Origin of the sequence: Micromonospora arida (assembly GCF_042873195.1) — a bacterium.
In the GTDB taxonomy this organism is placed as follows: Bacteria; Actinomycetota; Actinomycetes; order Mycobacteriales; family Micromonosporaceae; genus Micromonospora; species Micromonospora arida.
In genome coordinates, this window is record NZ_JBIALC010000003.1 from 345,327 (window position 1) to 368,542 (window position 23,216).

Genomic DNA, 23,216 nt, shown 5'->3' on the forward strand with positions numbered 1-23,216 from the left:
TGTCGAAGTCCCACTCGCCCTACCCGAAGGTGAAGGCGTACGCCTCGGCGCCGGGCTCGCCGAACGTGATCTCCAAGGTCCGCTCACGGACCGCGCCTTCCTGGCGGACGAGCTGGTAGAGCCGGCCGTCCTGGAGTACGCCGTTGCCGTCCCCGTCGACGTCGACGCCGTGTGACGGGCCGGGAGCGTCACCGTCGAGCAGCACGCGAAACGGGATCGACGCTCCCGCCCCGGGGGCCAGCACGAGATGCGCGTCGCGGGCGTGGAACCGGAAGGCGATGCCGCCGCCGGCCTGGTCCAGCACGACGTTCTCCGACCCGATCGTCCACTCTCCTGCCAGGGCCCACTGGTTGAGGCCGAGGCTCTCCGTCACCTGGTAGGCGCGGCGTTCGTCGAGCGCCGGACCGTTCGGCGACGCGAAGTGTTCGCCGCGACTGAAACCGAGGTACGTCTCGGGCGTGCGCAGGTTGGTCCAGTCGGCCTCCGCCTCCGGGCCGAGCCCGTTGACGGGTACGGGTTCCCGCTCGATGCCGAGCAGTTGCTGGAGCATCCGCTCGGACTGCTCGTAGCGTCCCTCGCCGAAGTGTTCGTCGCGGATGACGCCGTCGGTGTCGACGAAGTAGAGCGCCGGCCAGTAGTGGTTGTCGAACGCACTCCAGATCGCGTAGTCGTTGTCGACCGCCACCGGGTAGTCGATCGAGCGGGCCGCGACCGCCCGCCGCACCCAGTCGACGTCGTGCTCGAACGCGAACTCCGGGGTGTGCACCCCGATGACGACCAGCCCGTCGTCGCTGTAGGCCTGCGACCAGGCACGCACGTACGGCTCCTGGCGCAGCCAGTTGATGCAGGTCAGCGTCCAGAAGTTGACCAGGACGACGCGTCCACCCAGGTCGGCGGGGCCGAGTGGCTCGGAGTTGAGCCACTCGGCCGCCCCGTTCAGCGGGGGCAGGTGCACTGCCATCTAGCGCAGCGACCGGAAGGCGGTGCGAAGCTCTTCGGAGAAGATCTTCGGCTGTTCCCAGGCCGCGAAGTGCCCGCCCACGTCGAGCTTGTTGTAGTAGATGAGGTTGGAGTACGCCTGCTCGGCCCAGCTCTGCGGCGCCTCGTACAGCTCGTCGGGGAAGACGCTCACGGCGACGGGAACCTGCACGCCCTTGGCGGCGAAGAACGAGAGCTTGTTCTCCGCGTAGAGACGGGACGCGGAGACCGCGGTGTTCGTCAACCAGTAGAGCGAGATGTTGTCCAGGATGTCGTCGCGGGTGAGGCCCGCCTTGGCCCCGTCGAACACCTGCGCGATCAGGGCCAGACTCTTCGCGTCGTGGTCGAGCAGGAAGGACGCCAGGCCGACCGGAGAATCCGCCAGCCCGGTCAGCGTCTGCGGACGTGTCGCCATCATGAGGGCGTAGGCGACGTGTTTCCAGACGAAGTTGGCTTCCTCGGCGGCACGCATCTCGTCGTCGGAGAGCCCTGATGGCAGCGAGCCCATGGCGTTGTTCGCGCCGGTGGTGTCGCCCTGGAACAACAGGTCGATCTCCGGTGGGATCGCACCGGGCATGTTGGTGTGGATGCCGAGCAGTTCCGGAGGCGCCTGGATGCCCATCTGGTCGACGATGACCGCACCCCAGTCGCCGCCCTGCGCGACGAACCGGTCGTAGCCGAGCCGCTTCATCAGCTCCGTCCAGGCGGTCGCGATCTTCTGCGGGTTCCACCCCGACTCGGTCGGCTTGCCGGAGAAACCATGGCCGGGTAGCGACGGGATCACCAGGTGGAAGGCGTCCGACGCGCTCCCGCCGTGCTTGGTGGGGTCGGTGAGCGGCTCGATGATCTTCAGTTGCTCGATCACCGACCCCGGCCACCCGTGGGTGACGATCAGCGGCAACGCGTCCTCGTGCTTCGAGCGCACATGGATGAAGTGGATGTCCACCCCGTCGATGGCGGTCATGAACTGCGGTACGGCGTTCAACCGCGCCTCGACCTTGCGCCAGTCGTACTCTTTCTCCCAATAGCGGGCGACGGCCTGAATGGTCGCGAGTGGCACGCCCTGCGACTGGTCGTCCACAGTTTCCTTGTCCGGCCAGCGGGTGGCCTTGATGCGCCTCTTCAGGTCATCAAGGTCGGCCTGAGGAATGTCGACCGAGAACGGTCGAATCTCCGTGGTGCCCGGACGAGTCTTGGTTTTGACAGCCATGCGTGTTTCCTCTCCGTCTAGGTTTGCGCCTCGCGAGGAGAAATCATGGAGTGAAAGGCTCTGCCCGGACTTTTGTGCCAACGATTGGGCACGCCGCCGCCATATCTCGGAGCCTAGAACGCCGCACAGGTTGCTCGTGGCGATACGCGCAGCAGTCTCATTTGTCAGCTCCGGGGGCCGCGACGGCGTGTTCGGCGGCGCGGCTGACCTGCTCCCAACCCGCCCAGGTGTCCATTCGTCGACGGGAGATGTCGAACGCCAGGTCGTACACCATGCTGCCGAGCAGGAGACGTAGCGGCGGTTCGTCGCTGTCGACCAGGTGCAGCAGCGCCTCGGCGGCCAGACGCGGTTCGCTGTCGATCGAGCCTTCCGCCCACTGCCGTTCCAGTTCGGCGCGCAGTGGCGCGTAGGCGTCCATCGGGGTGGTGGCGCGCACGCTGGTGTAGAGGTCGGTCCAGTATCCGCCCGGCTGCACGATGCTGAGCTTGATGTCGAAGGCCGCCGCCTCCATCGCCAGCGCCTCGCTCATGCCCTCCAGGGCGAACTTGCTCGCGCTGTACAGGCCGGTGCTCGGGAACCCGCCGAGCGCCGCGATGCTGGAGACCTGCACGATGTGGCCGGACCGCTGGGCGCGCAGGTGCGGCAGCACGGCCTGACTGACCCAGAGCGCGCCGAAGAGGTTGACCTCGAACTGGGCGCGCGCCTCGGCCTCGGTGAACTCTTCGATCATGCCCATGGACAGGGTGCCGGCGTTGTTGACGACGATGTCGAGCCGGCCGAAGTGCTCGACGGCGGTGTCCACTGCGGCGATGACCGCCGTCCGGTCGGTCACGTCGAGGGTCAGGGCCAGCAGCCGGTCGGCGTACTTCTCGTCGAAGTCGGCCTGGGCGATGGTCCGGGCGGCGGCGGCCACCCGGTCACCGCGGTCGAGCGCGGCGTCGGCGAAGGCGCGGCCCAGGCCGCGGCTGGCACCGGTGATGAACCAGGTACGCATGCGCTTCTCCTCATTTCAAGACGAGACGGTCCGTCTCGCGATGGGCCGAGACTAGGCCCGCGACATCATCGCCGTCAAGACGAGACGGTTCGTCTCGTGCGACTGGTATCGTTTCCGCCATGACGCCCAACACGGCCCGCCGGCGCGAGACCTCCCGGCGCGCCATCCTCACCGCGGCCTTCGACCTGCTCCAGGAAACGGGGTACGCGAAGCTCAGCATCGAGGGCATCGCCGCGCGGGCCGGCGTCGGCAAACAGACCATCTACCGCTGGTGGCCGTCGAAGGGCGCGGTCATCTTCGACGCGTTCCTCATGCTCAGCGAGGCCACCGAGGGTGGGCCACCGACGCTGCCGGACACCGGCGACCTGGCGGCGGACCTGACAGTGGTGCTGCGCGCGACGGTCGAGGAGATGAACGACCCCCGGTACGAGCAACCGATGCGCGCGCTGGCCACCGAGATCGCTCTCGACCCCGAGCTGGCCGCGGCGTACGCCGAACGGTTGGACGGGCCGTTGAAGGAGGCCAAGCGGCAACGCCTGCGCAGCGCCCAGCAGGCCGGTCAAATCGCCGACGACGTCGACCTCGGCGTCGCGGTAGACATGATCTGGGGGCCGCTGTTCAGTCGCTGGCTGCAACGCAGCGGGCCGCTCACCGCCGAGTACGCCGACCTCCTCGTCAGCACCGCCCTCAACGGACTGCGCCCCCGCCGATCCGCCGAGTGACCAGCCCTGAGGCGCGTACACGTCGGGGGAGCACGCGCGCCAGCGGAGGGCGTTACCAGGCAACCCAGAGGCAGGAGCTGCCGGGCCGGCCGAACTGTCAGAGGATTTCGGTGCGGTATACGGGAGCCAGCTCGACTGCGCGCTGCCGGCGCTCCGCTTTCTCGTCGTCGGTGAGCCGTGGCGGCGGCGCGTCCTTGCTCGCGACCTCGTCGCCGACGCGCAGGAAGTATTCGTCCTGAGCCGCTGGGGTGCACATGCACAGCATTCGCGCGGGAGCGCCGGAGACGTTGCGGAAGTTGTGCGGGGCGTTGGCCGGGATGTTCACCGTTGACCCGGCCCGCACGCTGCGCTTCTCGTCGCGGAACGTGAACTCGATCTCGCCTTCGAGGATGGTGAACATCTCCTCGAAGTCGTGCCGGTGTGGCGGCGGGCCGCCGCCGTCGGGCACGCGCATGTCGATGAGGCAATACTGCCCGTTGGTCTGCTTGCCCGTGATCAGGATGGCGTAGTTGCCCCCGGCGAGGGAGATGTAGGTGGTCGCGGGGTCGTCGGGGCTGGCCACCGTCAGTGTTCGGGTCGGGTCGTCGTCCGGGATGCCAGGGGTGGCGCTGTCGAAGGCGGTCATGCTGCTTGTCCCCCTTGGTGTAGTTCTTCGAATTGAGGGCTCGCGCACGAGGAGTGCGCGTCAGGCCAGGGGTTGGCGGCCGTGGGAGCCGTCACGCACTCATGACTCGCATCCTAGGGACTCCGTTACGGCGAGGTACCGCAACCGAACTGAGCGGGGTGGTCCGCTTGGGCGTTGTTGCGCTGCCGCGACGTGCTGCGGCAACATCAGGCGCCGTGACGGCACCAGGCACGGCCCCGGACAACGACACCCCGGCCGGCGACACCGGCAGTCCTCGGTTCAGTCGGCGGGTCCGGCACTGGTTGGCCGGCGCCGGGATCACCGCCCTGGCCGCCGTCCTCGGCATCACCCTCGCCGTACGCGGCGGCGCCACCCCTGCCTGCGCCGCGCCGCCGACCGGCAACGCCGTCCACAAGGGAAAGGCCAGCTTCTACGACGCGGGCCGCTCGGGCGGCAACTGCTCCTTCCCCGGCCCGCCGGCGGACCGGCTCTACGTGGCCCTCGGCGCATCCCAGTACTCCGGATCGGCGGCCTGCGGCAGTTACCTGGAGGTGAGCGGCCCGAAGGGCAAGGTCCAGGTCATGGTCATGGACCAGTGCGGCGGCTGCGGCACCAGCAAGATCGACCTGTCCACCGAGGCGTTCACCAGGATCGCGGACCGGTCGCAGGGCATCGCGCCCGTGACGTACCGGGCGGTGGTGAACCCGCCGCTCGACGGGGGCCTCACCTTCCGGATGAAGGGCGGCGCCTCGAAGTACTGGTTCGCGGTGCAGGTCGGCAACCACGGCAACCCGCTCCGCTCGGTCGAGGCGAAGGGGCCGGGTGGTGGCTTCCGCCAGGCCGCCCGGCAGAGCGACAACCACTGGACCATCGAGGGCGGGATCGGCCCCGGGCCCTACAGCATCAGGGTCACCGACGTGTACGGACGCCAGGCGACCGCCACCGGCATCCGCATGGTCACCAAGCAGGTGCAACGCAGCACGGCCACCCTCGCCAACCTCTCCCCCACGCCCAGCAACTCACCCTCGGCCCCGCCGAGCCCCACCATCGCGCCCGCACCGACCCCGACGGAGTCGGCCACGCCGACGGCGACAGTCGAAGCGCTCGCCGGTGCCGCCGCACCACTCGACCGCCCCCGCTGCTGACCGCCTGGTCCTGAGTCACCCGGTCGCGGTGCCGCAACAAGCGGCGGCTGGCCGAGGTCTGCGCTGACTAGAATGCCCCGGTGGTCGACGTCCTGAGGCTGGAGCCGCTGCTGTTCCCCGCCGAGTTCACATCGCACCGCATGCGGATCCTCGTCAACGGACTCGACGTCGTTGCGACGGCGTACCCGGCGAACGGCTTCCACGGACAGCCGGTAGCGGGATTCGGGCCCTCACGGCTGCTGGGACCGGACGGGCTCGCTGTGGCACCGGAAGCCCGAGAGATCGCGGTAGACCGACTAGGTCAGGAAGACCTCAAGCCGACCCCGGTCCACCAGCCTCACCGACGACGAAAGCCGGCTGGACGAGATGCGGCAGAGTCGGTGCCGTGAACGAACGCCAGGGCGACGAGCAGGATCGGTTCCGCGATCCGTTGGTCAGTCTGTACGAGCTGGCGGCCGAGGACATCTACGTCGTCTGCCCACGCTGCGGGCATCGGGCGGTCAACTCCCCACAGCCGAATGACAGTAGGTGGGTGGCCTCCTGGCCCCGCCGACTCACGTGCCCGGCGTGCGCGTACTCAGCGTCCTGGTCCCCACGGGGATCAGAGGTCTCGTCCTGGAACGGTCCGGTCGATCCGTTCTTCCACCTGCCCTTGTGGCTGAGGGCCCAGTGCTGCGGCGGGCGCACGCTCTGGGCGTTCAACCGCACCCACCTTGACATCTTGTCCGGATACATCGGCGCTCGACTTCGGGAGCGGGGCCCGGCGCCAGGTGGCATGACGCTGGTGGCACGGCTGCCGAACTGGCTCAAGGCCGCCGACAATCGGGACGAGCTGCTTCGAGTCATCAGTCGACTGAGCGCATCAATTGACTGACCCTGGAGCGGCATCCCATTCCACCGTTACCGGCAAGGCTGACAGCCCGCACTGCCGACCGGGCCGCAGCGGCGGCACGCGGTAACCGAAGGCAGCGACCATGGGCACAATGCTGGAGTGGATGGCTGGATCGAAGAGCTGTGGCTGGTCGCGATCGTCGAGGAGGTGCCCGACGACGAGGTCAGACGGTGGTGGAACAGCAAGGAGACGGAGTTCTTGGACCGCCTTGCGGAGTCCGCGCCCGGATTTCGGCTGGGGACGATCCTGACCACAGTTGACGAGCCACAACTCGGCAGCCCCACCCGCCGGGTCTTCGACCTGATGTTCCTGCGCGGCACCTGCCCTGAGGACTTCCACCCCGACCCCGCAACGCCCTACGTCCTGCCGCTGCTCGACGCTGACCTGCGGTCGGCGTTGCTCGCGGCGTTCTCCCCGCAAGCCGACGATCACCCGCTGATGGCCGCTGCCCCGCTCAGCGGACTGACCGACTTTCTCGACACGCACGAGGGCGCGCGGTTGATGACACACTCGCCGAAGGCAGCAACGCGTGTGTCGCTAAGCGTCGAATGATCAATGGGTTTCGGCGGGCGTGAACGACGGATCGGTGAAGGAGCGTGGCGTGGATTCGTTGGACCTGGAACTGTTCGCGGACTACCACCAGATCCACCTGAGCGACGAGGGGTCGACGGGCGATCTGAGTGAGGCGTGGACCGATCACGCGGTTGTCGACCGCTTGGCCGTGGTCGACGACGCGATGGCCATCGGCACCTCGGTAAACGTCACGGTCGCCGTGCGAGTCGACGTGTTGGACGCTCCGCCTGCCGACGACCTCGCCGACTACGACCACGTGGTCGAGGGGAGCATGCAGGTCCGGTCGGGCCGCCTCGTGGTCATGGGTTGCACCGACTACGAACCGGATGCCGCGAGAGTCCAGGTGCCGGTAGGGTCCGTTCGCGTCCGGGCAGCGAGCAGCAACCTCGCCGAGGCGGAGCGATTGGGGCTCGACTCCGACGAGGCCCCGCAGACGATGGAGCGGCTGCGGGTCCAGGTGTGGCCCGCCCCGAGTGAGGAGCCCATCGTGTGGAGACGCTGGGACGCCGAATCCGGGTTGCGTCAGGACAGGTAGCGGCCGAGTATCGCCGGGTGGATGCTGTGGTGCAGTGGGTTCGCACGTCGTGGACCAAGCGTTCGCGCGGCGGAGCAGAGGCGACCCGGCGTAACGCCGTACCGGTGTCGTTCGCCCTGCCGGCACGGCCCGCGCCGCTCACCCACGAGGTAGACATGGCGGAGGCCGATGGGTTCGAGCCTCGCGAGGGCCTGAGACGCGTGTCGTACCGGAGCGAAGTGTGTCTCCGGTTGGTGGACGGTCAACTCCGGGTTGAACTGCTCGCGTCGGCCTGGGGTAGGCCACGCCGTCACCGCCGGCCGCCCGCGGTGCGCCTCGCCCACGGCGAATGGCTGCGCTGGCAGATCAACTACCGCTTCACCGGGACGTCTGACGGCGCCTGGCTGTACCGCTTGGACACGCTCAACCTGGCCCATGGCGCAGTTCCGGCCGACACCTTCCTCGGTGAACCGCCTCGATTCATCGACGAGCGCGCGCTTATCTGGTAGCCGCCACCGCTGCGGCCTCGACCTTGGTACCCGCCGTACCATCCAGCGATGATCTCGGAGACCTTCGATGCGCGTGGCGGGCTCACCTACGTTGACCGCCTCGACTTCACCCGAGGCGACACGCTCAGGGCTGTCCGACGAATGGCCTGGCCGACGGTGAAGCTGCACGCCGACGACAGCACGTTGACCTTCACGTCACGTACCAGGTCGGACACCCTGGAACACTTCTACGTCGCCGCGGTGGCGCACCATCCGTTTCACAGGCGGTTCCCGCTGCCGGCGACCGCCGTCGCCTTCGAGGTCGAGGAGCGCGACCAGGTCCTGCTCTTCTGGACTCCCCGCGTCGGCGCGGTACTGCGTGCACTCGAGAAGCTGGGCTGGGACGCCGAACAGCCCGAGCCCTGGACCCCGTACGCCTGAACTGGTGGTCGTGCGCGCAACAGCTGGACCGACATCTTCGCCGGGAAGACGTACCGGGGCGGCGCCACGCAGAACATCACCACCACGCTGGACACCATGCCGGTGTTCAAGAAGCACTGACGGTCCCCAGTCTCGGGCTGGCCTCCAGGGATCCGGGACACCGGCCGGGTGGGGCAATCCACCCGGCCGGTTCGTCTGCCGGCTGGACACGCCGGCATCATGGCCGAGCAGGTCGCCCACCTCATCACCGTCGCCGAGTTGCCCCACGTTCACATCCACGTGATCCCGGCAGGTGCTGGCCTGCACATCGGGTTGTCCGGGCCGTTCGCGCTGGCACGGGCCGGTGACGGGGCATGGGCCGGGCACCTCGAAAATCAGCTCGGCGGGATCGTGGTCGACACCGAAGATGGGCTACATACTCTTCAGACGAGGTGGGAGAACGTGAGGAACAAAGCACTCCCGCGCCCGACAGTCCAACGAGCTGGTGAAGGAAGTGCACAGCCATCATGGACCTCACTAACGCCATCTGGCGCAAGTCCCGGCGCAGCGGATCGTCCGGGGGCAACTGCGTCGAGGTCGCTGACAACCTGCCCGGCGTCGTCGGCGTCCGGGACAGCAAGGACCCTGCGGGCCCGGCCCTGACATTCGGTCCGGCGGCCTGGCGGGCGTTCGTCGCTCAGATAGTCGCGCGGCCGTAACCGTCGCCGTACGCGCGAAAGCGCCAATCGGTCGGGCCCGTTTGGTGGCTGGAGCTTGGGCCGAAGCCCGATCCACAGGAGGGGATCGACGGTGCAGGGGGTGCCGGTCAGTGGTGACGAACTGCTTGACTGGAAGACGTGGCAAGTTGACCGGGAGACGTGGCAGGAGAAGTGACGAAGCGCCGCGTGACGCTCGCTATCGGTGGTGCTTTGATCGCCGCCGGATTCACCGTCGGAGTCGGGGCTCTCTTCGTTGCCCCGATGGGGATCTTCCTCGGCCAACTGATCGCGTTTGCAGGCAGCCTGATCCTGGGAAGAGTCCTTCTACCGGGTCGTGCCTCAGACTGCGTAGGTCGCACAAACTCCGCCAGCGGCATGAGTGGTCGCCGGGTAGGTGACGAGTGACAAGGCGGTGTCCCGCGTCCGATCAACGGAGCGGCACCTCATGTCGCCTGCCGCGCCTCGATAGCCAACGATCGGACCAGGTCCTGGCCGTCGGGCCACGGGCCAAACCCGGTCTTGGAGTCCAGGTGCCCGACCGCGCCCGCATCGAACAGTTCCGAGCCCCAGTCTCGCGCGTACGCCTCGAATTGCTCGACCGTTGCAGATGGGTCATTGCGACTGGCGACCAGGATCGAGCGGAAGGGTAGTGGCTCGCGTGGCACATGGCCGATGAACACATCGACGGCTTCGTGCGGGTTCGGAGTCCAGTCCGGATCCAGGTACGGCGGTGTGACCAGCAGGGCGGCACGGACGGGACCGACGTGCTGGCTGGCCCAGATGGCGACGGTCAGGCATCCCGCACTGTGCGCCACGAGGACGGCCGGCTCACTGTCGGCGCTGATCGCAGCGTGCAGCGCGGCGACCCGTTCGGCGGCGACGTACGGTGGCCCGGGGGGTTCGGGCGCCCACTGGTACTCCGGACAGTCCCTGACCCAGCCGCGTGACCAGTGGTCAGGGGACGGAATTCCTCGGCCGGGCACGACAAGGTAGCGCGTCATTCTGGGAGGATAGTGCGCCGATCCCCGGGATTCGGGCGGAGCGCGTACCGCACCGCCAGAACGCCGCTATCCCCTGCCGGGCGCTACGCCCACGGCGGGGTGTATCGACCCACATACTCGCGAGCACGTGGGAGCGGGTCACGCCAATACTGGTCCGGCATACGGTGCTGGTGCTCCCCACAAAATTCAGCGAGATCGACCGTGACTCCGACGCGCTCCAATGGTTGGCCCTCGAAGTCCGCGTTGACAGCCAGCAGTCGCGGCTCCGGATTCCAGCCAGAATGGTCGAACGCCCAGCCAGCCCAGATCGCATAGACGTGGAAGATCTGCAGGTCGCCGGCCAACCGCAGCGCCGCCACCGAGATTGATCGGTCCGGGTAGGAGTCTCGACAGACCCAGGCGAGGACGTGACACGCTCCGGCGGCGAAGAAAGCCTTGTCCGCCCGTTCCCAGGCGACCCGCTGATCTGACCGCTCGGTCGCTGTCCGACGAAAGGCCCCCGCTGCTTCTGCTGCCACCCAACCACGTTAGTAGGTGAGGTTGGCGCAGCCGCTCATGCCCCAGCTCAGGCCTTTGTTCCAGGCCAGAGCCCATCGTTCGCCGCCATCAAAGCCTCTCCAGAACCGGTCTAGCAGGCGGGCGAAGTGGACGGCTTCCCCAGGCGGCGCGGCGGTAGTCGTACCGGGCGGGGGTTGAGCGGAGTGCCGCGACCCGTCCCCGCAGCCCTTCCGCCGCGATCGCCTCTTCCACTTCTTGGATCGCCTCGTCGAGGTCGGTGACCTGGTCCCACTGGCTCGCCCGGGACGCCTCATCGCGAGAGAACTCCAGGTGCCCGCGCAGCAGGACAAGCGCCTTCTGTTCCTCGGTCGCCGGGTCTGGCGGCGGTAGCGGCTCGTCGTCGCGGTGCCAGCCTTCCCGGATCTGGGCCTGCCGCAGCCGGCGGTTCTTCTTGGCGCACGGGGCGCACTTGTCCTCGCGGGTCGCCCCGCAGGGCAGGTCGATGACTTCGGTCAGACCGGTGTTCAGGTCCGTGCGGCGCATGGCGAGTGGACGGACGCAGACGCCGTACTCGATGGCGATGTCTTTGAGGACGTCGATCGAGCGGGGTAGCGCCATGCGGGCCGCCCGCGACCCCGGCCGAGGAGCAACCGGGGTCGGGGCGGGTTCGAGGCCGGGCAGGGTCGGAGCCGTCATCGGATGATCCCGACGACCTGGGGCCGGTTGGACTGGACAACGCAGGCCGGAGCCCACGGCTCCGCTCCGGAACCATCGAACGCCGGCCCTCAGGCGGCCCGCAGCGGCATAGCCAGCCCGACTCGGGAAGAGATCCCACTAGCTACCGACACTGATGACCTTCCCGCCGAGCCCGGACCGGGACGTGGGCTGGCCGACCAGCTCGACGAGCACTTCGTCGCGACAATCCTCGCCGAACACGGCAGTAACGGCTTCGGTGAAGGCGGAGACGAGTTGTGCGATGACTCTGGCTGCGTCCTCTCGCGCGAACACTTCCTCCCGCATGCCGAAGGTGACCGAGGGGGCGGCTGCAGCGACCGCCGCTCCGCCGCGGGCCCATCGACCGGTAGGAACGCCGATCAGCCTGACGTCCACCGAACTTCTAGCCCACGCGCCATACACGGAGACGACGGCGTTAGTCAGCTCCTCGATGAGGCTGGGTTCATGCCCGACCAGTTCCTCTTCAAGCGCGTAAAGCGTCACGTGTGGCATCGGCAACTCCTCGGCGTCGGAGGATCGTCTGCGAGCAAGCAGGGTAGGGCCCGTCGTCCGCATGCCGGAAGCGATTTCCATCCTGTCGCCGAACTGAGCCAGCACTCAGGCCGTCTCCAGGCCGTCTCAGGCCGTGGCCAGGCCGTCAAACGCCACCCCGACGATGGCCAAGGTCAACCAACGGCACCAGATAAACGACCAGCTCAGAGTCATGATCGAGGCTCTGAGCTGGTGGGCGACGGACGAGTCGACCTGTACGCCGGATTCTGTGCGCGGCGCGTACCCCGAGGGGTTTGCGCCGGCGGCGGCCATCCATCTCGGCCTGCCGTTGCCGGCAGGCTCCAGCGGCCTACCCGCAGACATCGGGCGGGCAGCCCTCAAGCGTCTGCGCCGGGTCGTCATCTTGCGGTGACGGCCCTTGCTTGGCCTTGCTCCGGGTGGGGTTTACCGAGCCACCCCGGTCACCCGGGGTGCTGGTGGGCTCTTACCCCACCGTTTCACCCTTACCGTCCCCGTTGGGGTCGGCGGTCTGTTTTCTGTGGCACTGTCCCGCGGGTCGCCCCGGGTTGCCGTTAACAACCACCCTGCCCTGTGGAGTCCGGACGTTCCTCGGCGGCGGGCCGAAGCCCGCCGACGCGGCCGCCCGGTCGACTCGTCCGTCGCGCTCTCATCCTAACGACGAGCGTGCTGCGGGTATTGCCGCCCCGCCTGCGGGGTGCCCGCGCAGACCTGCCCCGCAGTCGGGCCTTCGACAGACCCGGCCCGCAGGGCAGCGCGCCGTGGAGACGGCCATCGGGCAGCGAGCGGTCAGTTCACGCTGATCGTCACGACACCGGTTCCGGCGTACGCCTTCGGCAACTCGGTGAGGACCGGACGCCCGGTGGGCCACTCGGCGTCGGGACGTCCCAGCGCGGCGGCATGGACTAGCTGCCAGTCCACACCTTGACGTAGCAGACGCCCCACCAGCAGAGCGGTCGCGTAGCCCAGCTCGACGACCTCCAGCGCTGGTAGGGCACCGATGTGCTCTCCCAGAGCCGGGCGGGCGGAGGTGGCTGCGGCAAGGCAGAGTGCCGGCACTTGGACGTGCCGCCCCGCACCCCTGTGTGCGGTGACCACGAGCCCGGAGAGCGCCGGGTTGCCGGCACCGAGCGCGAGCAGCGCCGTGTGGTCGAGGATGACCGCGGCCTCGTTCACGCCGCCCGCCGGCCATCGCCGGCTAGAGATTCCGGGACATTGCCAGCCTCGACGGCCGCCCAGACGTCCTCGCCCCGGGTGAGGTCGTCGGCGCTGAGGTCGGAAGCGATCTTGAGCCGGACGTACTGCTCTGCGCGCGCCGCGCGGTCGCGCAGTTCGTCGGCGGTGAGTGCCGCCTGGGTGAGCTGGGCGACGAGGTCCCGCATCGTCGTTCCACGTTCGTTCGCCAGGAGCGCCAAGCGGTCGCGTACCTCGGTGTCGACTTTGATCGTGGTATCCACGACCGGAGTATACGACCGGTATACCGCTGCCCTGTTCCGCCTCACCGGCCAGCTCACGACGGGTTCGGCGCGCGTACTAGCCTCGTGGGGCTATGGATCTCTCCCACGCCGCGCTGCTGCTCGCCGCCGGTCTCGCCGCTGGCACTGTCAACGCGGTGGCCGGTGGCGGATCGTTGATCACCTTTCCGGCGATGATCGCGATCGGGTTGCCCCCGGTGCCGGCGAACGTCAGCAACTCCGTCGCCGTGTTCCCCGGGTACCTGGCCAGCGTGGCGGGCAGTCGGCAGGACCTGCCGCGTCCCCGCGCGCTGGCCACGCTGGTGCCCACCACCATCGCGGGCACGATTGTCGGGGCGTTGCTGTTGCTGGCCACTCCGGCCCGCGCGTTCGAGTTGGTCGTACCCTTCCTGGTTCTCGGCGCGACAGCGGTCCTGGCCTTCCAGGACCCGCTGCGCCGCCTGGTCGGTCACCCCCGGGACCTGTCGCCACGCCGGCGGACGATCGCGGTGCAGACGATGGTCGCGCTCGGTGCGGTGTACGGCGGTTACTTCGGTGCGGCGCTCGGCGTGATGCTGGTGGCCGGGCTGGCCCTGGTGCTGGACGCGACGCTGGCCCGGGTGAGCGCGATCAAGAATCTGCTCTCCGCGGTGGTGGGGTTGACGACGCTTGTGGTGTTCGCCCTGTTCGGCCCCTTGAACTGGGCGGCGGTCGCGGTGGTCGCGCCGGCCACCCTGATTGGGGGGTACGCGGGCGCCCGGCTCGTCCGCCGGCTGCCGCCGGTGGTGCTCAAGACGGTGATCGTGGTGTTCGGTACGACGATCGGCCTCTACCTGCTCTGGCGCGCCCTGACCTGAACCGCCCGCCCGGCGGTCAGTAGGTCTCGCCGACGGGCTCGTGTTCGGTGTCGGCGGCGGCGCGGTTCCAGCGGGACCAGAGGACCCGCTCGCCGTAACCGGCGGCCATCAGGTGCGCGAAGGCCAGGTAGACCAGCACACCGACGGCGAGCACCCCGAAGCCGACCCAGAACGGCAGCGACAACGACTGCTCGGCGAGCTTGCCGGAGATGATCGGTGCCGGCGCGGCGGCACCCCAGCGGACCAGGTTGAACGCGCCGGTGGCGACGCGCCGGTCGCTGGAGCCGAGGCCGAGCGCCAGGTCGGTGAGGTTGGCGTTGGCCAACCCCATGCAGAGCCCGGCGAGCACCAGCACCACGAGCGCCTCGGCGGTGCTGGTGGAGGTGGCGAAGAGGACCATGCAGACCAGCAGCCCGGCGATGGCCACGCCGACGGTCTGTACCGCACCGATGCGGTGGGCCAGCCGGTGACCGATCACCATGATGCCGGCGGCCAGGCCGAGACCCCAGCCGGTGAAGGCGAGCCCCAGCGGGATGACGTCCAGGCCGAGGAAGAGCGGCGTGTAGCCGAGCACCACGAAGAACACGAAGTTGTACGCGGCGGTGACCACGCAGAGGGCGATGAACGCCGGCCGGCGGTAGGTGGCGAAGATCTGGCCGACGCGTACCGGGGCCTGGCGATTGGTGGGTTCGCGGAGTTTGCGGGAGGCCACGCCCAGGGCGAGGACCATGAAGACGCCGCAGACGAAGAACGGCAGCCGCCAGCTGACCTCGCCGAGCAGGCCACCGATGAGCGGTCCGACGGCGAAGCCGAGACCCAGGGCGGTCTCGAAGAGGCCCACCACCCATTCCCGGTCGACGGCCAGGTTGACCAGCACCACCATGGCGGTGGCGAAGAACATCGCGTTGCCCAGCCCCCAGACGCCGCGCAGCACTGACAGCTGCACGATGTTGTCGCTGAACGAGGCGAGGATCGCGGCGAGCCCGACCACGGAGACGCCGGTGATGAGCACCGGTTTGAAGCCGAACCGGCCGCTGGCCAGTGTCGCCGGGATCATGCCAAGGGCCATGACCGCGATGTACGCGGTGAACAGCAGCTCGACCTGCCAGGCGGTGACCCCGATCGCCTCGCCGATGGCGGGCAGGATCGGGTCGACGACGGCGATGCCGGCGATGGCGAGGAAGGCCACCAGCGTGGTGGCGTAGATGGCACTGCGGTTCGGTTCGGAACGCCGATCCACTCCGACTCCTCAGATAGCTGTATCGTACAGGCACTTATCCTGTATCGTACAGCTATGAGCGACGACCACGACGAGAGCACCCTCGGCCGGATCGAGACCGAGGTGGCCCTGCTGATGCGCTTCGGCGAGGCCACCCGGCGGGCCACCGGCACCGCCGAGCACCGGGTGCTGGACCGCGCGGCGTACGTCATCCTGCGCCACCTGGCCGACGCCGGCCCGCAGAACGTCTCGGCGCTCGCCGCCCGACTCAACCTGGACGGCTCGACAGTCACCCGGCAGGTCTCCGCGCTTCAGCGCGACGGCCTGATCACCCGCACCCCGGACCCGTCCGACGGCCGGGGCACTGTCATCTCCCCCACCCCGGCCGGTCTGCAACGGATGGCCGCCGTCCAGGCCGCCCGCACCCGGCTCTACGGCGACATGCTTGCCGACTGGAGCGCCGAGGACCGGGACACGCTGGCCGCCCTACTGGGCCGCCTGAACCAGGCCCTGGTGAACCGCAACCGCCGCTGACCACGCGTGGCGGTCTCGTGGTCTGGCTCACCGCGCCATCCACTCGCACGAAAAGAACTTTTCCACCGCCAAGATCGCGCAAGATCCTGGTTGTAGTGGCCTGCTGCGCGGCCTGACACCACTACAACAACGATCGAGCACGATCTTGCGGTGAACCCGCCGAGCCGGCCCGGCCGCGTCAACCCACACCCGGCGCGGGTCGGCGACCGGTTCTCAGGAGAACGTTCGCCGCGCCCATGTCCGGAAGTCGGTGGTGGGCAGGCCGAGGGCGCGGGTCATCTCCGGCCGGGCCGGGCTTCCGTTCTCGTTGATCTGCTCGACCGCGTTGACCATGGCGGGCAGCAGGCCGCGCTCGACGGCCTCCTGCGGGGTGAGCACGGGAGCGGTGATCGCCCGACCGGTGACCTCACTCAGAATGGTCGCGACCTCGGTCATGGTGAGCAGGTCGCCGGCGAGTTCGACGTCCTGGCCGTCGAGCTTCCCCGGGTTGGTGAACGCGATCGCCGCGGCCTCACCGATGTCGTCGACGGCGATCCACGGAATGCGCGTGTCCGCAGCGAAGCCGGTGATGATCGTGCCGCTGGACCAGTCGCCGAAGAGGTAGGACCAGCCGACCAGGTTCTCCATGAAGGTCGAGGGCTTCAGGACGGTCCAGTGCGCGAAGCCACCGGAGCGCACCATCTCGTCGATGGCAGCCTTGCTCTCCCAGTAGTGCCTGCCCCACCGGCCCTCGGCCCATCCGGGCTGGTTGCGGTGGAAGTCGCCGGCACCCGAGACGCTGCTGTGCACGACGTGCGACACACCGGCCCGGCGCGCCGCCTCGACGACGTTGCGGCCGCGGGTCACCTCGGCATCGCCCTGCATGTCCGTCACGTCGGGATACGGGATGGAGAAGAGGCCATCCATGCCGTCGGCCGCGGCGAACAGCGACTCGGCGTCGTCCAGGTCGCCGGTGACCAGTTCGGCACCCCGATCCCGCAGAGCCCGGGCGCTGTCGGCGCCGGGATCACGGACCAGGGCACGGACCGGGACGCCCTTGTCGAGCAGCGCTCGGGCCGTAGCCCCGCCCTGCTTGCCCGTCGCGCCGATGACGAGAACAGCCACGATGCCTCCTGAGAAACAAGCGGGGTGTCCCCCCACTTCCAGTCGGCTACGATACGGGGGACCACCCCACTTCCGCAAGGCGGGCCATGAGAGCTGACGCGCAGCGCAACTACGACCTCGTCGTCAAGGCGGCCTCGGAGGCGATCGCCCGCGACGGCGCGTACGCCTCGCTGGAGGAGATCGCCCGGTCCGCCGGGGTGGGTTCGGCGACCCTGCACCGGCACTTCCCCACCCGGTGGTCGCTGCTCCAGGCGGTCTTCCGCGGCTGCATCCGCAACCTGGCAGCGCGCGCCGGAGATCTGCTCGCCGCGCCGGACGCCCTCGACGGGCTGACGACCTGGCTGCACGAGGTCACCGCGTACGCCACGACGACCCGCGGCCTCGCGGATTCGCTCCTGAACGAGCCCCCCGAGGAGACCGAGGCCTGTGGCGCGATGCTCGTCGCCGCCGGTGAACCACTGCTACGCCGAGCCGTCGACGAGGGCTCGGTACGGCCCGACATCACCATGGCCGACCTGATCATCCTCGCCAACGGCATCTCACTCGCGGCGCAGCCGATGGGCGCGGCCAAGGCGGAACAACTGCTGACCCTCGCACTCAAGGGAATCGGCCGATCACAGCCGTAGGCCGCAGAAGCACCACCGGCCCTGGTGGACCGACGCGAGAGCTCCTTCCACCGCCAAGATCGCGCAAGATCGCGCAAGATCCTGGTTGTAGTGGCCTCCTGCGCGGCCCAACACCACTACAACAATGATCGAGCACGATCTCGGTAGCCAAAGCGCGCCAGGTCGCCGGCCCGGCCCGGCAGCCCTCGCTGACCCCGCCAGCCCTCGCTGACCCGGCAGCCCTCGCTGACCCGGCAGCCCTCGCTGACCCGGCAGCCCTCGCTGACCCGGCCAGCCCTCGCCCTCGCTGACCCGGCAGCCCTCGCTGACCCCGGCAGCCCTCGCCCTCGCTGACCTCGCTGCCTACGTCCGGGGGGCGCATGATTCGTTTGCGACATCAGCTCGATAGCGTCTGAAGCCACCTCACCGCCCGCGACAACGACCCCCACGACGACCACCCGACGACGACGACCACCCCGACGACGACGGCCGCAGACGACGGCCTGGACACAGATACGCCCGGGCACCGACCAGCGTCGGCACCCGGGCGTACCAGCGGTCAGGCGACCGGCTCGCGGGCCGAGTCGGCGTCGCGCTCGGTGCCCGGGGTGACCCGGGGGTCGCCCTCGTCGGCGAAGTAGTCGTCCGGCTCGGTGCCGTCGACGCCTTCCTCGACCTTCGCGGCCCGCAGCGCGAGCGTCACCAGCGCCGCCACGGCCAGGTTGACCGCCACCGCCACGATGCCGACGTAGATCGTCTTGGTGGTGTCGAACCCGAATTCCGACAGCGGGAACGCCGAGCCGCCGAAGTGCTTCCGGGTCGGGCTGGCCACCTGGTAGAGCATCCACATGCCCAACCCCATGCCGGCAACCCAGCCGACGATCAGGCCGGTGCGGTGGAACCAGCGGGTGTAGAGGCCCAGCGCCACCGCCGGCAGCGTCTGAAGGATGATCACGCCACCGATCAGCTGGAGGTCGATGGAGAACTGCGGGTCGAGGAAGACGATGCAGGCCACCGCACCGACCTTCACCACCAGTGAGGTGATCTTCGAGACGTTCGCCTCCTGGGCCGGGGAGGCGTCCCGCTTCAGGTACTCCTTGTAGATGTTGCGGGTGAACAGGTTCGCCGCCGCGATCGACATGATCGCCGCCGGCACCAGCGCGCCGATACCGATCGCCGCGTACGCCACACCGGCGAACCAGTCCGGGAACTGCTGGTCGAACAGCAACGGCACGACGGTGTTGCTGTCGACAGTGCCCTCCTTGGCACCCGGCAGTGGCTTCACACCGGCCGCGATGGCCATGTAGCCGAGCAGCGCGATCAACCCGAGCAGCAGGCTGTACGCGGGCAGCGCCGACATGTTCCGCTTGATCACGTCGCGGTTCCTGCTGGCCAGCACACCGGTGATGCTGTGCGGGTAGAGGAAGAGTGCCAACGCCGAGCCGAGCGCCAGCGTCACGTACTGAAGCTGGTTGTTGCCGTTGAGCAGGATGCCGTCGTTCGGGTTGGGCGAGGCGTCGAACTTCGCGTCCGCGGCGGCGAAGATGTCACCCCAGCCGCCCAGCTTGTACGGCAGGTAGATGACCGCCACCAGGATCACGATGTAGATCAGGCTGTCCTTGACGAACGCGATCAACGCGGGCGCGCGCAACCCGGACTGGTACGTGTAGGCGGCCAGGATGGCGAACGCGATGATGATCGGCAGGTGCCGGGCCAGCGCGTTGTCGCCGGTGACGCCCATCGTCTTGAGCACCGCCTCGATGCCGATCAGCTGCAACGCGATGTACGGCATGGTCGCGACGATGCCGGTGATCGCGATCAGCAGCGCCAGCACCGGCGAGTCGAACCGGTTGCGGACGAAGTCGGCCGGCGTGACGAACCCGTGCCGGTGCGACACCGACCAGAGCCGCACCAGCACAAGGAAGACCAGCGGGTAGATGACGATGGTGTACGGCACGGCGAAGAACCCGGCCGCGCCGGCACCGAACATCAACGCCGGCACCGCCACGAAGGTGTACGCGGTGTAGAGGTCACCGCCGACCAGGAACCAGGTGATCCAGCCGCCGAAGCTGCGCCCGCCCAGCCCCCACTCGTCCAGGTGCGCCATGTCCTTCGGTGCCCGCCACCGGGCGGCCACGAAGCCCATCACGCTGACCAGGAGGAACAGCAGGGAGAAGACGATGATCTCGGTGAGATGGTCGCGCCACATCAGCGGCCTCCCCGCTTCTTCGTCATCTGGTAGACCAACGTGGTGGTGCCGACGCCGAGCAGGATGAAGGCCAGTTGCAGCCAGTAGAAGCGCGGGAAGCCGAAGACCCGGGGCGAGTCGCCATTGAAGAACGCCGGGATCAGCGGCACCACGATGGGGATGAAGAGCAACCAGTTCCAGGGGCTGTGGTCCTTAGCCCTGGTCGGCGCCGTGGGCGGCGCCTCCGGTTCGGGTGCAGCCATCTGACACACCTCCGGGGAGTCGTGGCTCTCGATGTAACGGCCGGAGGCTACGACTCTGTGATGGCGGTCACCTGACCCGTCCGGAGGGTGCTGCGCCGAACGGCCGGCCGGCTGCGCCGAACGGCGCGGCCGACCGGCCCTACCAACGAAGGGTGCGGCGGCTCAGTCGAGGCTGGCGAGGTGGGCGGTGTCGTTGACAGTGCGCACGGCCACGCCGCCGTCGGGCCACATGTCGAGCACCGAGATGCCGGCCGCGTCCAGGAAGAGCCGGTGCAGGAAACCATCGCCCGCTGCGAGGGCGTCGCGCAGCATCAGCTTGATCGGCGAGACGTGCGAGACGACCACCACGGTCTCACCGGGGTACGCGGTGAGCAGCCCGCTGATGACGCGGTGCGCGCGTTCGGCGACCTGGGTGAACGACTCCCCGCCCGGCGGCGCGATCCGGGGTGAGGCGAGCCAGGCGTCCATCTCCCCCGGCCACTGCTGGCGCACCTCGGCGAAGGTGCGCCCCTCCCACTGGCCGAAGTCGCACTCGATCAGGTCGTCCTCGGTGCGGACCGGCACGTCACCGCCGAGCGCCCCAGCGATCGACGCCGCGGTGGCCGTACACCGGGACAGCGGTGAGCTGAGCACGGCCGCGACGGACGGGGCCAGCTCGGCCACCCGGGCGGCCGTCGCCTGCACCTGGGCCCGGCCACGCTCGGAGAGCGGCACGTCGCCGCGCCCGGAGTAGCGCCGCTGCTCGGTATACGGGGTCTCGCCGTGCCGGACCAGGATCAGCCGGGTGGCGGTGAAGCTCGGCCGCGGCTCCCAGGAGGCCGGCGCGGTCGCCGGGTCGCTGCCGACGATCGGGGCGGCGGGCGTCGTCGAGGGCTGGCCGGCGGCCGGCGTCGTCTCGGGACGGCCGGGGGCCGCAGTCGCCGACGGACGACCCGCGGCGGCGTCCATGGCGGCGTTGGCGAGGGCGTCGGCGTGCCGGTTCTGCTCGCGCGGAATCCAGCTGAACCGGACCGCGCTGAACCGGCCCACCAGCGCGGCGGCCTGGGCGGCGAGGGGCCGCAGGCCGGGGTGCTTGATCTGCCACCGGCCGCACATCTGCTCGACCACCAGCTTGGAGTCCATCCGGACGTCCACCTCGGCGGCGCCCAGCTCGGCGGCGGCGGTCAACCCGGCGATGAGGCCCTGGTACTCGGCGACGTTGTTGGTGGCCGTGCCGAGCGACTCGGAGCGCTCGGCGAGCACCTCGCCGGTCTCCGGGTCGCGGACCACCGCGCCGTACCCGGCGGGGCCGGGGTTGCCCCGGGACCCACCGTCGGCCTCCATGGAGACCACGCGCGGCGCCACGACCTACAGGCCCGACTCGTTGGTGCGGACCATGATCCGTCGGCAGTCCTCGCAGCGGACCACGTCGTCGGGGGCGGCCTTGCGGATCCGGGCCAGGTCGGCGCCGGACAGGTCCAGGCGGCACCCGCCGCAGCGGCCCCCGGTGAGCAGCGCGGCACCCAGCCCGGTGTCCTCGCGGATCTTGTCGTAGAGGTTGACCAGATCGCTGGGGAGGTCGGCGGCGAGCGGCTGACGGGCGCCCCGCTTGAACTCCTCCTCCTTGGCGATCTCGGCCAGCGCCTCGTCGCGGCGCTGCTCGGTCGCGGCCCGCCTGTCCCGGGTCTCGGCCAGCCGCTGCTCCACGCCGTCCAGTACGCCCTGCGCGGTCTCCCGCTGCTCCATCAGCTCCAGCTCGGCGTCCTCCAGGTCGCCCTGGCGGCGCTTGAGCGAGACCAGCTCGTGCTGGAGCGCCTCCAGCTCACGGGCCGGGCCGGTGCCGGCGGCAAGCCGGTTCTCGTCCTTCTCCTTGCGGGCCCGGACCTGCTCGACGTCCTTCTCCAACCGGGCGATGTCCCGGTCCAGGTCGTCCACCGCCACCTGGGCGCGGACCCGCTCGTCCTCCATCGACGACAGTTCCCGGGCCAGCGACTCCAGCTCGGCCCGCTCGGGCAGCGACCGCCGGCGGTGGGCGAGCTGGGCGAGGTTGGTGTCGATCGCCTGGAGGTCGAGCAGGCGGCGCTGCACCTGAGGGTCAGCCTTCACGGTCGGGCTCCTTGTCGTCCACAGCGGGTGCGGCGGCGTGCACGGTCCACGGGTCGGTGTCCAGGTCGGACACCAGCGTCTCGACGTCCAGCGCCTCCCGGAGGAAGGCGGCCAGGTCGTCCAGCCACGGTCGTTCGGTCGCCCAGTGGGCGGCGTCGATCAGGGCGGGACCATCGGCGGCGAGGTGCTCGCCGGCCGGGTGGTGCCGCAGGTCGGCGGTGAGGAACGCGTCCACCCCGGCGGCGGTCGCGGCGCCGAGGAAGCTGTCCCCCGACCCGCCGCTGACGGCGAGGGTACGAACCATACGCCCGGGATCCCCCGCCGCGCGAACTCCCCAGGACGTGACGGGGAGCACCGCTGCCGCGTGCCGGGTCAGCTCGGCGAGGGTCATCGGCTGAGGCAGCTCGCCGATCCGGCCGAACCCCCGGTCGTCGCCGTGGGCGGGCGAGCCGGGCGCGGGTCGTTGAAGGGGGCGCAGACCGGTGAGCCCGAAGCGGGCGGCGAGGGCGTCGGAGACGCCCGGGGAGGCCACGTCGGCGTTGGTGTGCGCCGCGTAGAGCGCCATCCCGGCCCGGATCAACTGGTGGATGATCCGCCCTTTGAAGGTCGTCGCGGCGACCGAGGACACCCCGCGCAGCAGCAGCGGGTGATGCGAAACGATCATGTCCGCGTCGGCGGCGAGGGCTTCGTCGACCGTCTCGGGCACCACGTCGACCACGCAGAGCACCCGGCGGACCGGGGCGGCCGGCTCACCGAGCACCAGGCCCACCCGGTCCCACTCCTCCGCCCAGACCGGCGGAAAGCGCCGTTCCAGCGCGGCCACCACGTCGCTGACTGTGGGGGCGGATCCGCTTGTGCTCACGGCGGGCCAGCTTACCGGCGT

The 23,216-nt window shown here is 69.5% G+C and carries 28 protein-coding genes, 1 other RNA gene and 2 pseudogenes; 13 read left to right on the forward strand and 18 right to left on the reverse strand.

Features of this window, described 5'->3' with window-relative positions; genetic code table 11:
* Positions 1-19: 19 nt before the first annotated feature.
* The 3 genes from ACFYP0_RS12725 to ACFYP0_RS12735 all read right to left on the reverse strand — a co-directional run bounded on the left by ACFYP0_RS12725 (position 20) and on the right by ACFYP0_RS12735 (position 3,182).
* Complete coding sequence (locus ACFYP0_RS12725) at positions 20-961, reverse strand: redoxin family protein (protein WP_355494147.1); 942 nt, start codon at positions 959-961, stop codon at positions 20-22.
* The gene (locus tag ACFYP0_RS12730; protein ID WP_355494146.1) at positions 962-2,188 is read right to left on the reverse strand and encodes an epoxide hydrolase family protein; all 1,227 of its coding nucleotides are present in this window, start codon (positions 2,186-2,188) and stop codon (positions 962-964) included. It lies immediately after the preceding gene.
* A gap of 157 nt (positions 2,189-2,345) precedes the next feature.
* Positions 2,346-3,182 carry an SDR family oxidoreductase gene (locus tag ACFYP0_RS12735; RefSeq protein WP_355494145.1) on the reverse strand — a complete coding sequence of 279 codons (837 nt, stop codon included), beginning with the start codon at positions 3,180-3,182 and terminating at the stop codon, positions 2,346-2,348.
* Between the two features lie 119 nt (positions 3,183-3,301).
* On the opposite strand from ACFYP0_RS12735, the gene ACFYP0_RS12740 reads away from it, so the two are divergent.
* A complete protein-coding gene (locus ACFYP0_RS12740) occupies positions 3,302-3,904 on the forward strand; it encodes a TetR/AcrR family transcriptional regulator (protein ID WP_355494144.1) in 603 nt (200 codons plus the stop codon).
* Between the two features lie 97 nt (positions 3,905-4,001).
* On the opposite strand, the gene ACFYP0_RS12745 is transcribed toward ACFYP0_RS12740, so the two are convergent.
* Positions 4,002-4,529 carry a cupin domain-containing protein gene (locus ACFYP0_RS12745; RefSeq protein WP_124855774.1) on the reverse strand — a complete coding sequence of 176 codons (528 nt, stop codon included), beginning with the start codon at positions 4,527-4,529 and terminating at the stop codon, positions 4,002-4,004.
* A gap of 215 nt (positions 4,530-4,744) precedes the next feature.
* Here ACFYP0_RS12745 and ACFYP0_RS12750 point away from each other — a divergent pair, with 215 nt between their 5' ends.
* The 9 genes and pseudogenes from ACFYP0_RS12750 to ACFYP0_RS12790 all read left to right on the forward strand — a co-directional run bounded on the left by ACFYP0_RS12750 (position 4,745) and on the right by ACFYP0_RS12790 (position 9,280).
* A complete protein-coding gene (locus tag ACFYP0_RS12750; RefSeq protein WP_355494143.1) occupies positions 4,745-5,674 on the forward strand; it encodes an expansin EXLX1 family cellulose-binding protein in 930 nt (309 codons plus the stop codon).
* 80 nt (positions 5,675-5,754) lie between these two features.
* Positions 5,755-6,063: a hypothetical protein gene (locus ACFYP0_RS12755; protein WP_356977199.1), complete on the forward strand. Its 309-nt coding sequence runs from the start codon at positions 5,755-5,757 to the stop codon at positions 6,061-6,063.
* A complete protein-coding gene (locus tag ACFYP0_RS12760) occupies positions 6,060-6,548 on the forward strand; it encodes a hypothetical protein (protein ID WP_356977201.1) in 489 nt (162 codons plus the stop codon). The genes ACFYP0_RS12755 and ACFYP0_RS12760 overlap by 4 nt, the downstream gene beginning before the upstream one ends.
* Positions 6,549-6,665: 117 nt before the next feature.
* The gene (locus tag ACFYP0_RS12765; protein ID WP_356977203.1) at positions 6,666-7,118 is read left to right on the forward strand and encodes a hypothetical protein; all 453 of its coding nucleotides are present in this window, start codon (positions 6,666-6,668) and stop codon (positions 7,116-7,118) included.
* Between the two features lie 49 nt (positions 7,119-7,167).
* Positions 7,168-7,674, forward strand: a complete 507-nt coding sequence (locus ACFYP0_RS12770) for a hypothetical protein (RefSeq protein WP_356977205.1) — start codon at positions 7,168-7,170, stop codon at positions 7,672-7,674.
* Positions 7,675-7,691: 17 nt separating this feature from the next.
* On the forward strand, positions 7,692-8,162 hold the full coding sequence (locus ACFYP0_RS12775) for a hypothetical protein (RefSeq protein WP_356977207.1): 471 nt from the start codon (positions 7,692-7,694) through the stop codon (positions 8,160-8,162).
* 48 nt (positions 8,163-8,210) lie between these two features.
* Positions 8,211-8,582 (forward strand): hypothetical protein, encoded by a 372-nt coding sequence (locus ACFYP0_RS12780; protein ID WP_124855762.1) that lies wholly within the window; start codon positions 8,211-8,213, stop codon positions 8,580-8,582.
* Positions 8,583-8,798: 216 nt separating this feature from the next.
* A pseudogene (locus ACFYP0_RS12785) lies at positions 8,799-9,102 on the forward strand (Scr1 family TA system antitoxin-like transcriptional regulator); the annotation flags it as partial.
* Positions 9,089-9,280, forward strand: coding sequence for a DUF397 domain-containing protein (locus ACFYP0_RS12790; RefSeq protein WP_356977209.1), 192 nt, complete (start codon positions 9,089-9,091; stop codon positions 9,278-9,280). The pseudogene ACFYP0_RS12785 and the gene ACFYP0_RS12790, both read left to right, overlap by 14 nt.
* A 443-nt stretch (positions 9,281-9,723) precedes the next feature.
* Here ACFYP0_RS12790 and ACFYP0_RS12795 read toward each other — a convergent pair whose 3' ends face one another.
* The 7 genes and pseudogenes from ACFYP0_RS12795 to ACFYP0_RS12825 form a co-directional block, all read right to left on the reverse strand.
* Positions 9,724-10,281 carry an RBBP9/YdeN family alpha/beta hydrolase gene (locus ACFYP0_RS12795; RefSeq protein ID WP_356977211.1) on the reverse strand — a complete coding sequence of 186 codons (558 nt, stop codon included), beginning with the start codon at positions 10,279-10,281 and terminating at the stop codon, positions 9,724-9,726.
* A gap of 83 nt (positions 10,282-10,364) precedes the next feature.
* Positions 10,365-10,799: a hypothetical protein gene (locus tag ACFYP0_RS12800; RefSeq protein WP_356977213.1), complete on the reverse strand. Its 435-nt coding sequence runs from the start codon at positions 10,797-10,799 to the stop codon at positions 10,365-10,367.
* 72 nt (positions 10,800-10,871) lie between these two features.
* Positions 10,872-11,475: pseudogene (locus ACFYP0_RS12805) on the reverse strand (replication initiator); the annotation flags it as partial.
* A gap of 138 nt (positions 11,476-11,613) precedes the next feature.
* The gene (locus ACFYP0_RS12810; protein WP_386995761.1) at positions 11,614-12,111 is read right to left on the reverse strand and encodes a hypothetical protein; all 498 of its coding nucleotides are present in this window, start codon (positions 12,109-12,111) and stop codon (positions 11,614-11,616) included.
* A gap of 134 nt (positions 12,112-12,245) precedes the next feature.
* Positions 12,246-12,661, reverse strand: an RNA gene (gene rnpB, locus ACFYP0_RS12815) — RNase P RNA component class A.
* 152 nt (positions 12,662-12,813) lie between these two features.
* On the reverse strand, positions 12,814-13,200 hold the full coding sequence (locus ACFYP0_RS12820; RefSeq protein ID WP_356977215.1) for a hypothetical protein: 387 nt from the start codon (positions 13,198-13,200) through the stop codon (positions 12,814-12,816).
* Complete coding sequence (locus ACFYP0_RS12825) at positions 13,197-13,481, reverse strand: hypothetical protein (RefSeq protein ID WP_356977217.1); 285 nt, start codon at positions 13,479-13,481, stop codon at positions 13,197-13,199. The genes ACFYP0_RS12820 and ACFYP0_RS12825 overlap by 4 nt, the downstream gene beginning before the upstream one ends.
* A 92-nt stretch (positions 13,482-13,573) precedes the next feature.
* On the opposite strand from ACFYP0_RS12825, the gene ACFYP0_RS12830 reads away from it, so the two are divergent.
* Entirely contained in the window at positions 13,574-14,335 is a 762-nt protein-coding gene (locus ACFYP0_RS12830) for a sulfite exporter TauE/SafE family protein (protein ID WP_124855748.1), read from the forward strand.
* Between the two features lie 16 nt (positions 14,336-14,351).
* On the opposite strand, the gene ACFYP0_RS12835 is transcribed toward ACFYP0_RS12830, so the two are convergent.
* Positions 14,352-15,575, reverse strand: a complete 1,224-nt coding sequence (locus ACFYP0_RS12835; RefSeq protein ID WP_124855746.1) for an MFS transporter — start codon at positions 15,573-15,575, stop codon at positions 14,352-14,354.
* A gap of 54 nt (positions 15,576-15,629) precedes the next feature.
* Here ACFYP0_RS12835 and ACFYP0_RS12840 point away from each other — a divergent pair, with 54 nt between their 5' ends.
* On the forward strand, positions 15,630-16,088 hold the full coding sequence (locus ACFYP0_RS12840; RefSeq protein ID WP_124855744.1) for a MarR family winged helix-turn-helix transcriptional regulator: 459 nt from the start codon (positions 15,630-15,632) through the stop codon (positions 16,086-16,088).
* Between the two features lie 213 nt (positions 16,089-16,301).
* Here the strand turns inward: ACFYP0_RS12840 and ACFYP0_RS12845 are convergent, their stop codons facing one another.
* Positions 16,302-17,192, reverse strand: a complete 891-nt coding sequence (locus tag ACFYP0_RS12845) for an NmrA/HSCARG family protein (RefSeq protein WP_357009341.1) — start codon at positions 17,190-17,192, stop codon at positions 16,302-16,304.
* Between the two features lie 86 nt (positions 17,193-17,278).
* Between ACFYP0_RS12845 and ACFYP0_RS12850 the strand changes: the two genes are divergently transcribed.
* The gene (locus ACFYP0_RS12850; RefSeq protein ID WP_357009344.1) at positions 17,279-17,818 is read left to right on the forward strand and encodes a TetR/AcrR family transcriptional regulator; all 540 of its coding nucleotides are present in this window, start codon (positions 17,279-17,281) and stop codon (positions 17,816-17,818) included.
* Between the two features lie 538 nt (positions 17,819-18,356).
* Here the strand turns inward: ACFYP0_RS12850 and mctP are convergent.
* From mctP to ACFYP0_RS12875, 5 genes are all read right to left on the reverse strand, one after another.
* Positions 18,357-20,006: a monocarboxylate uptake permease MctP gene (gene mctP, locus ACFYP0_RS12855; protein ID WP_357009347.1), complete on the reverse strand. Its 1,650-nt coding sequence runs from the start codon at positions 20,004-20,006 to the stop codon at positions 18,357-18,359.
* Positions 20,006-20,248, reverse strand: coding sequence for a DUF3311 domain-containing protein (locus tag ACFYP0_RS12860; protein WP_091409411.1), 243 nt, complete (start codon positions 20,246-20,248; stop codon positions 20,006-20,008). Before ACFYP0_RS12860 ends, mctP begins: the two co-directional genes overlap by 1 nt.
* A 162-nt stretch (positions 20,249-20,410) precedes the next feature.
* Entirely contained in the window at positions 20,411-21,592 is a 1,182-nt protein-coding gene (locus ACFYP0_RS12865; RefSeq protein WP_357009350.1) for a bifunctional RNase H/acid phosphatase, read from the reverse strand.
* Positions 21,593-21,595: 3 nt separating this feature from the next.
* Entirely contained in the window at positions 21,596-22,333 is a 738-nt protein-coding gene (locus ACFYP0_RS12870; protein WP_357009353.1) for a zinc ribbon domain-containing protein, read from the reverse strand.
* Positions 22,323-23,159 carry a Nif3-like dinuclear metal center hexameric protein gene (locus tag ACFYP0_RS12875; protein WP_386996028.1) on the reverse strand — a complete coding sequence of 279 codons (837 nt, stop codon included), beginning with the start codon at positions 23,157-23,159 and terminating at the stop codon, positions 22,323-22,325. Before ACFYP0_RS12875 ends, ACFYP0_RS12870 begins: the two co-directional genes overlap by 11 nt.
* Positions 23,160-23,216 lie beyond the last annotated feature (57 nt).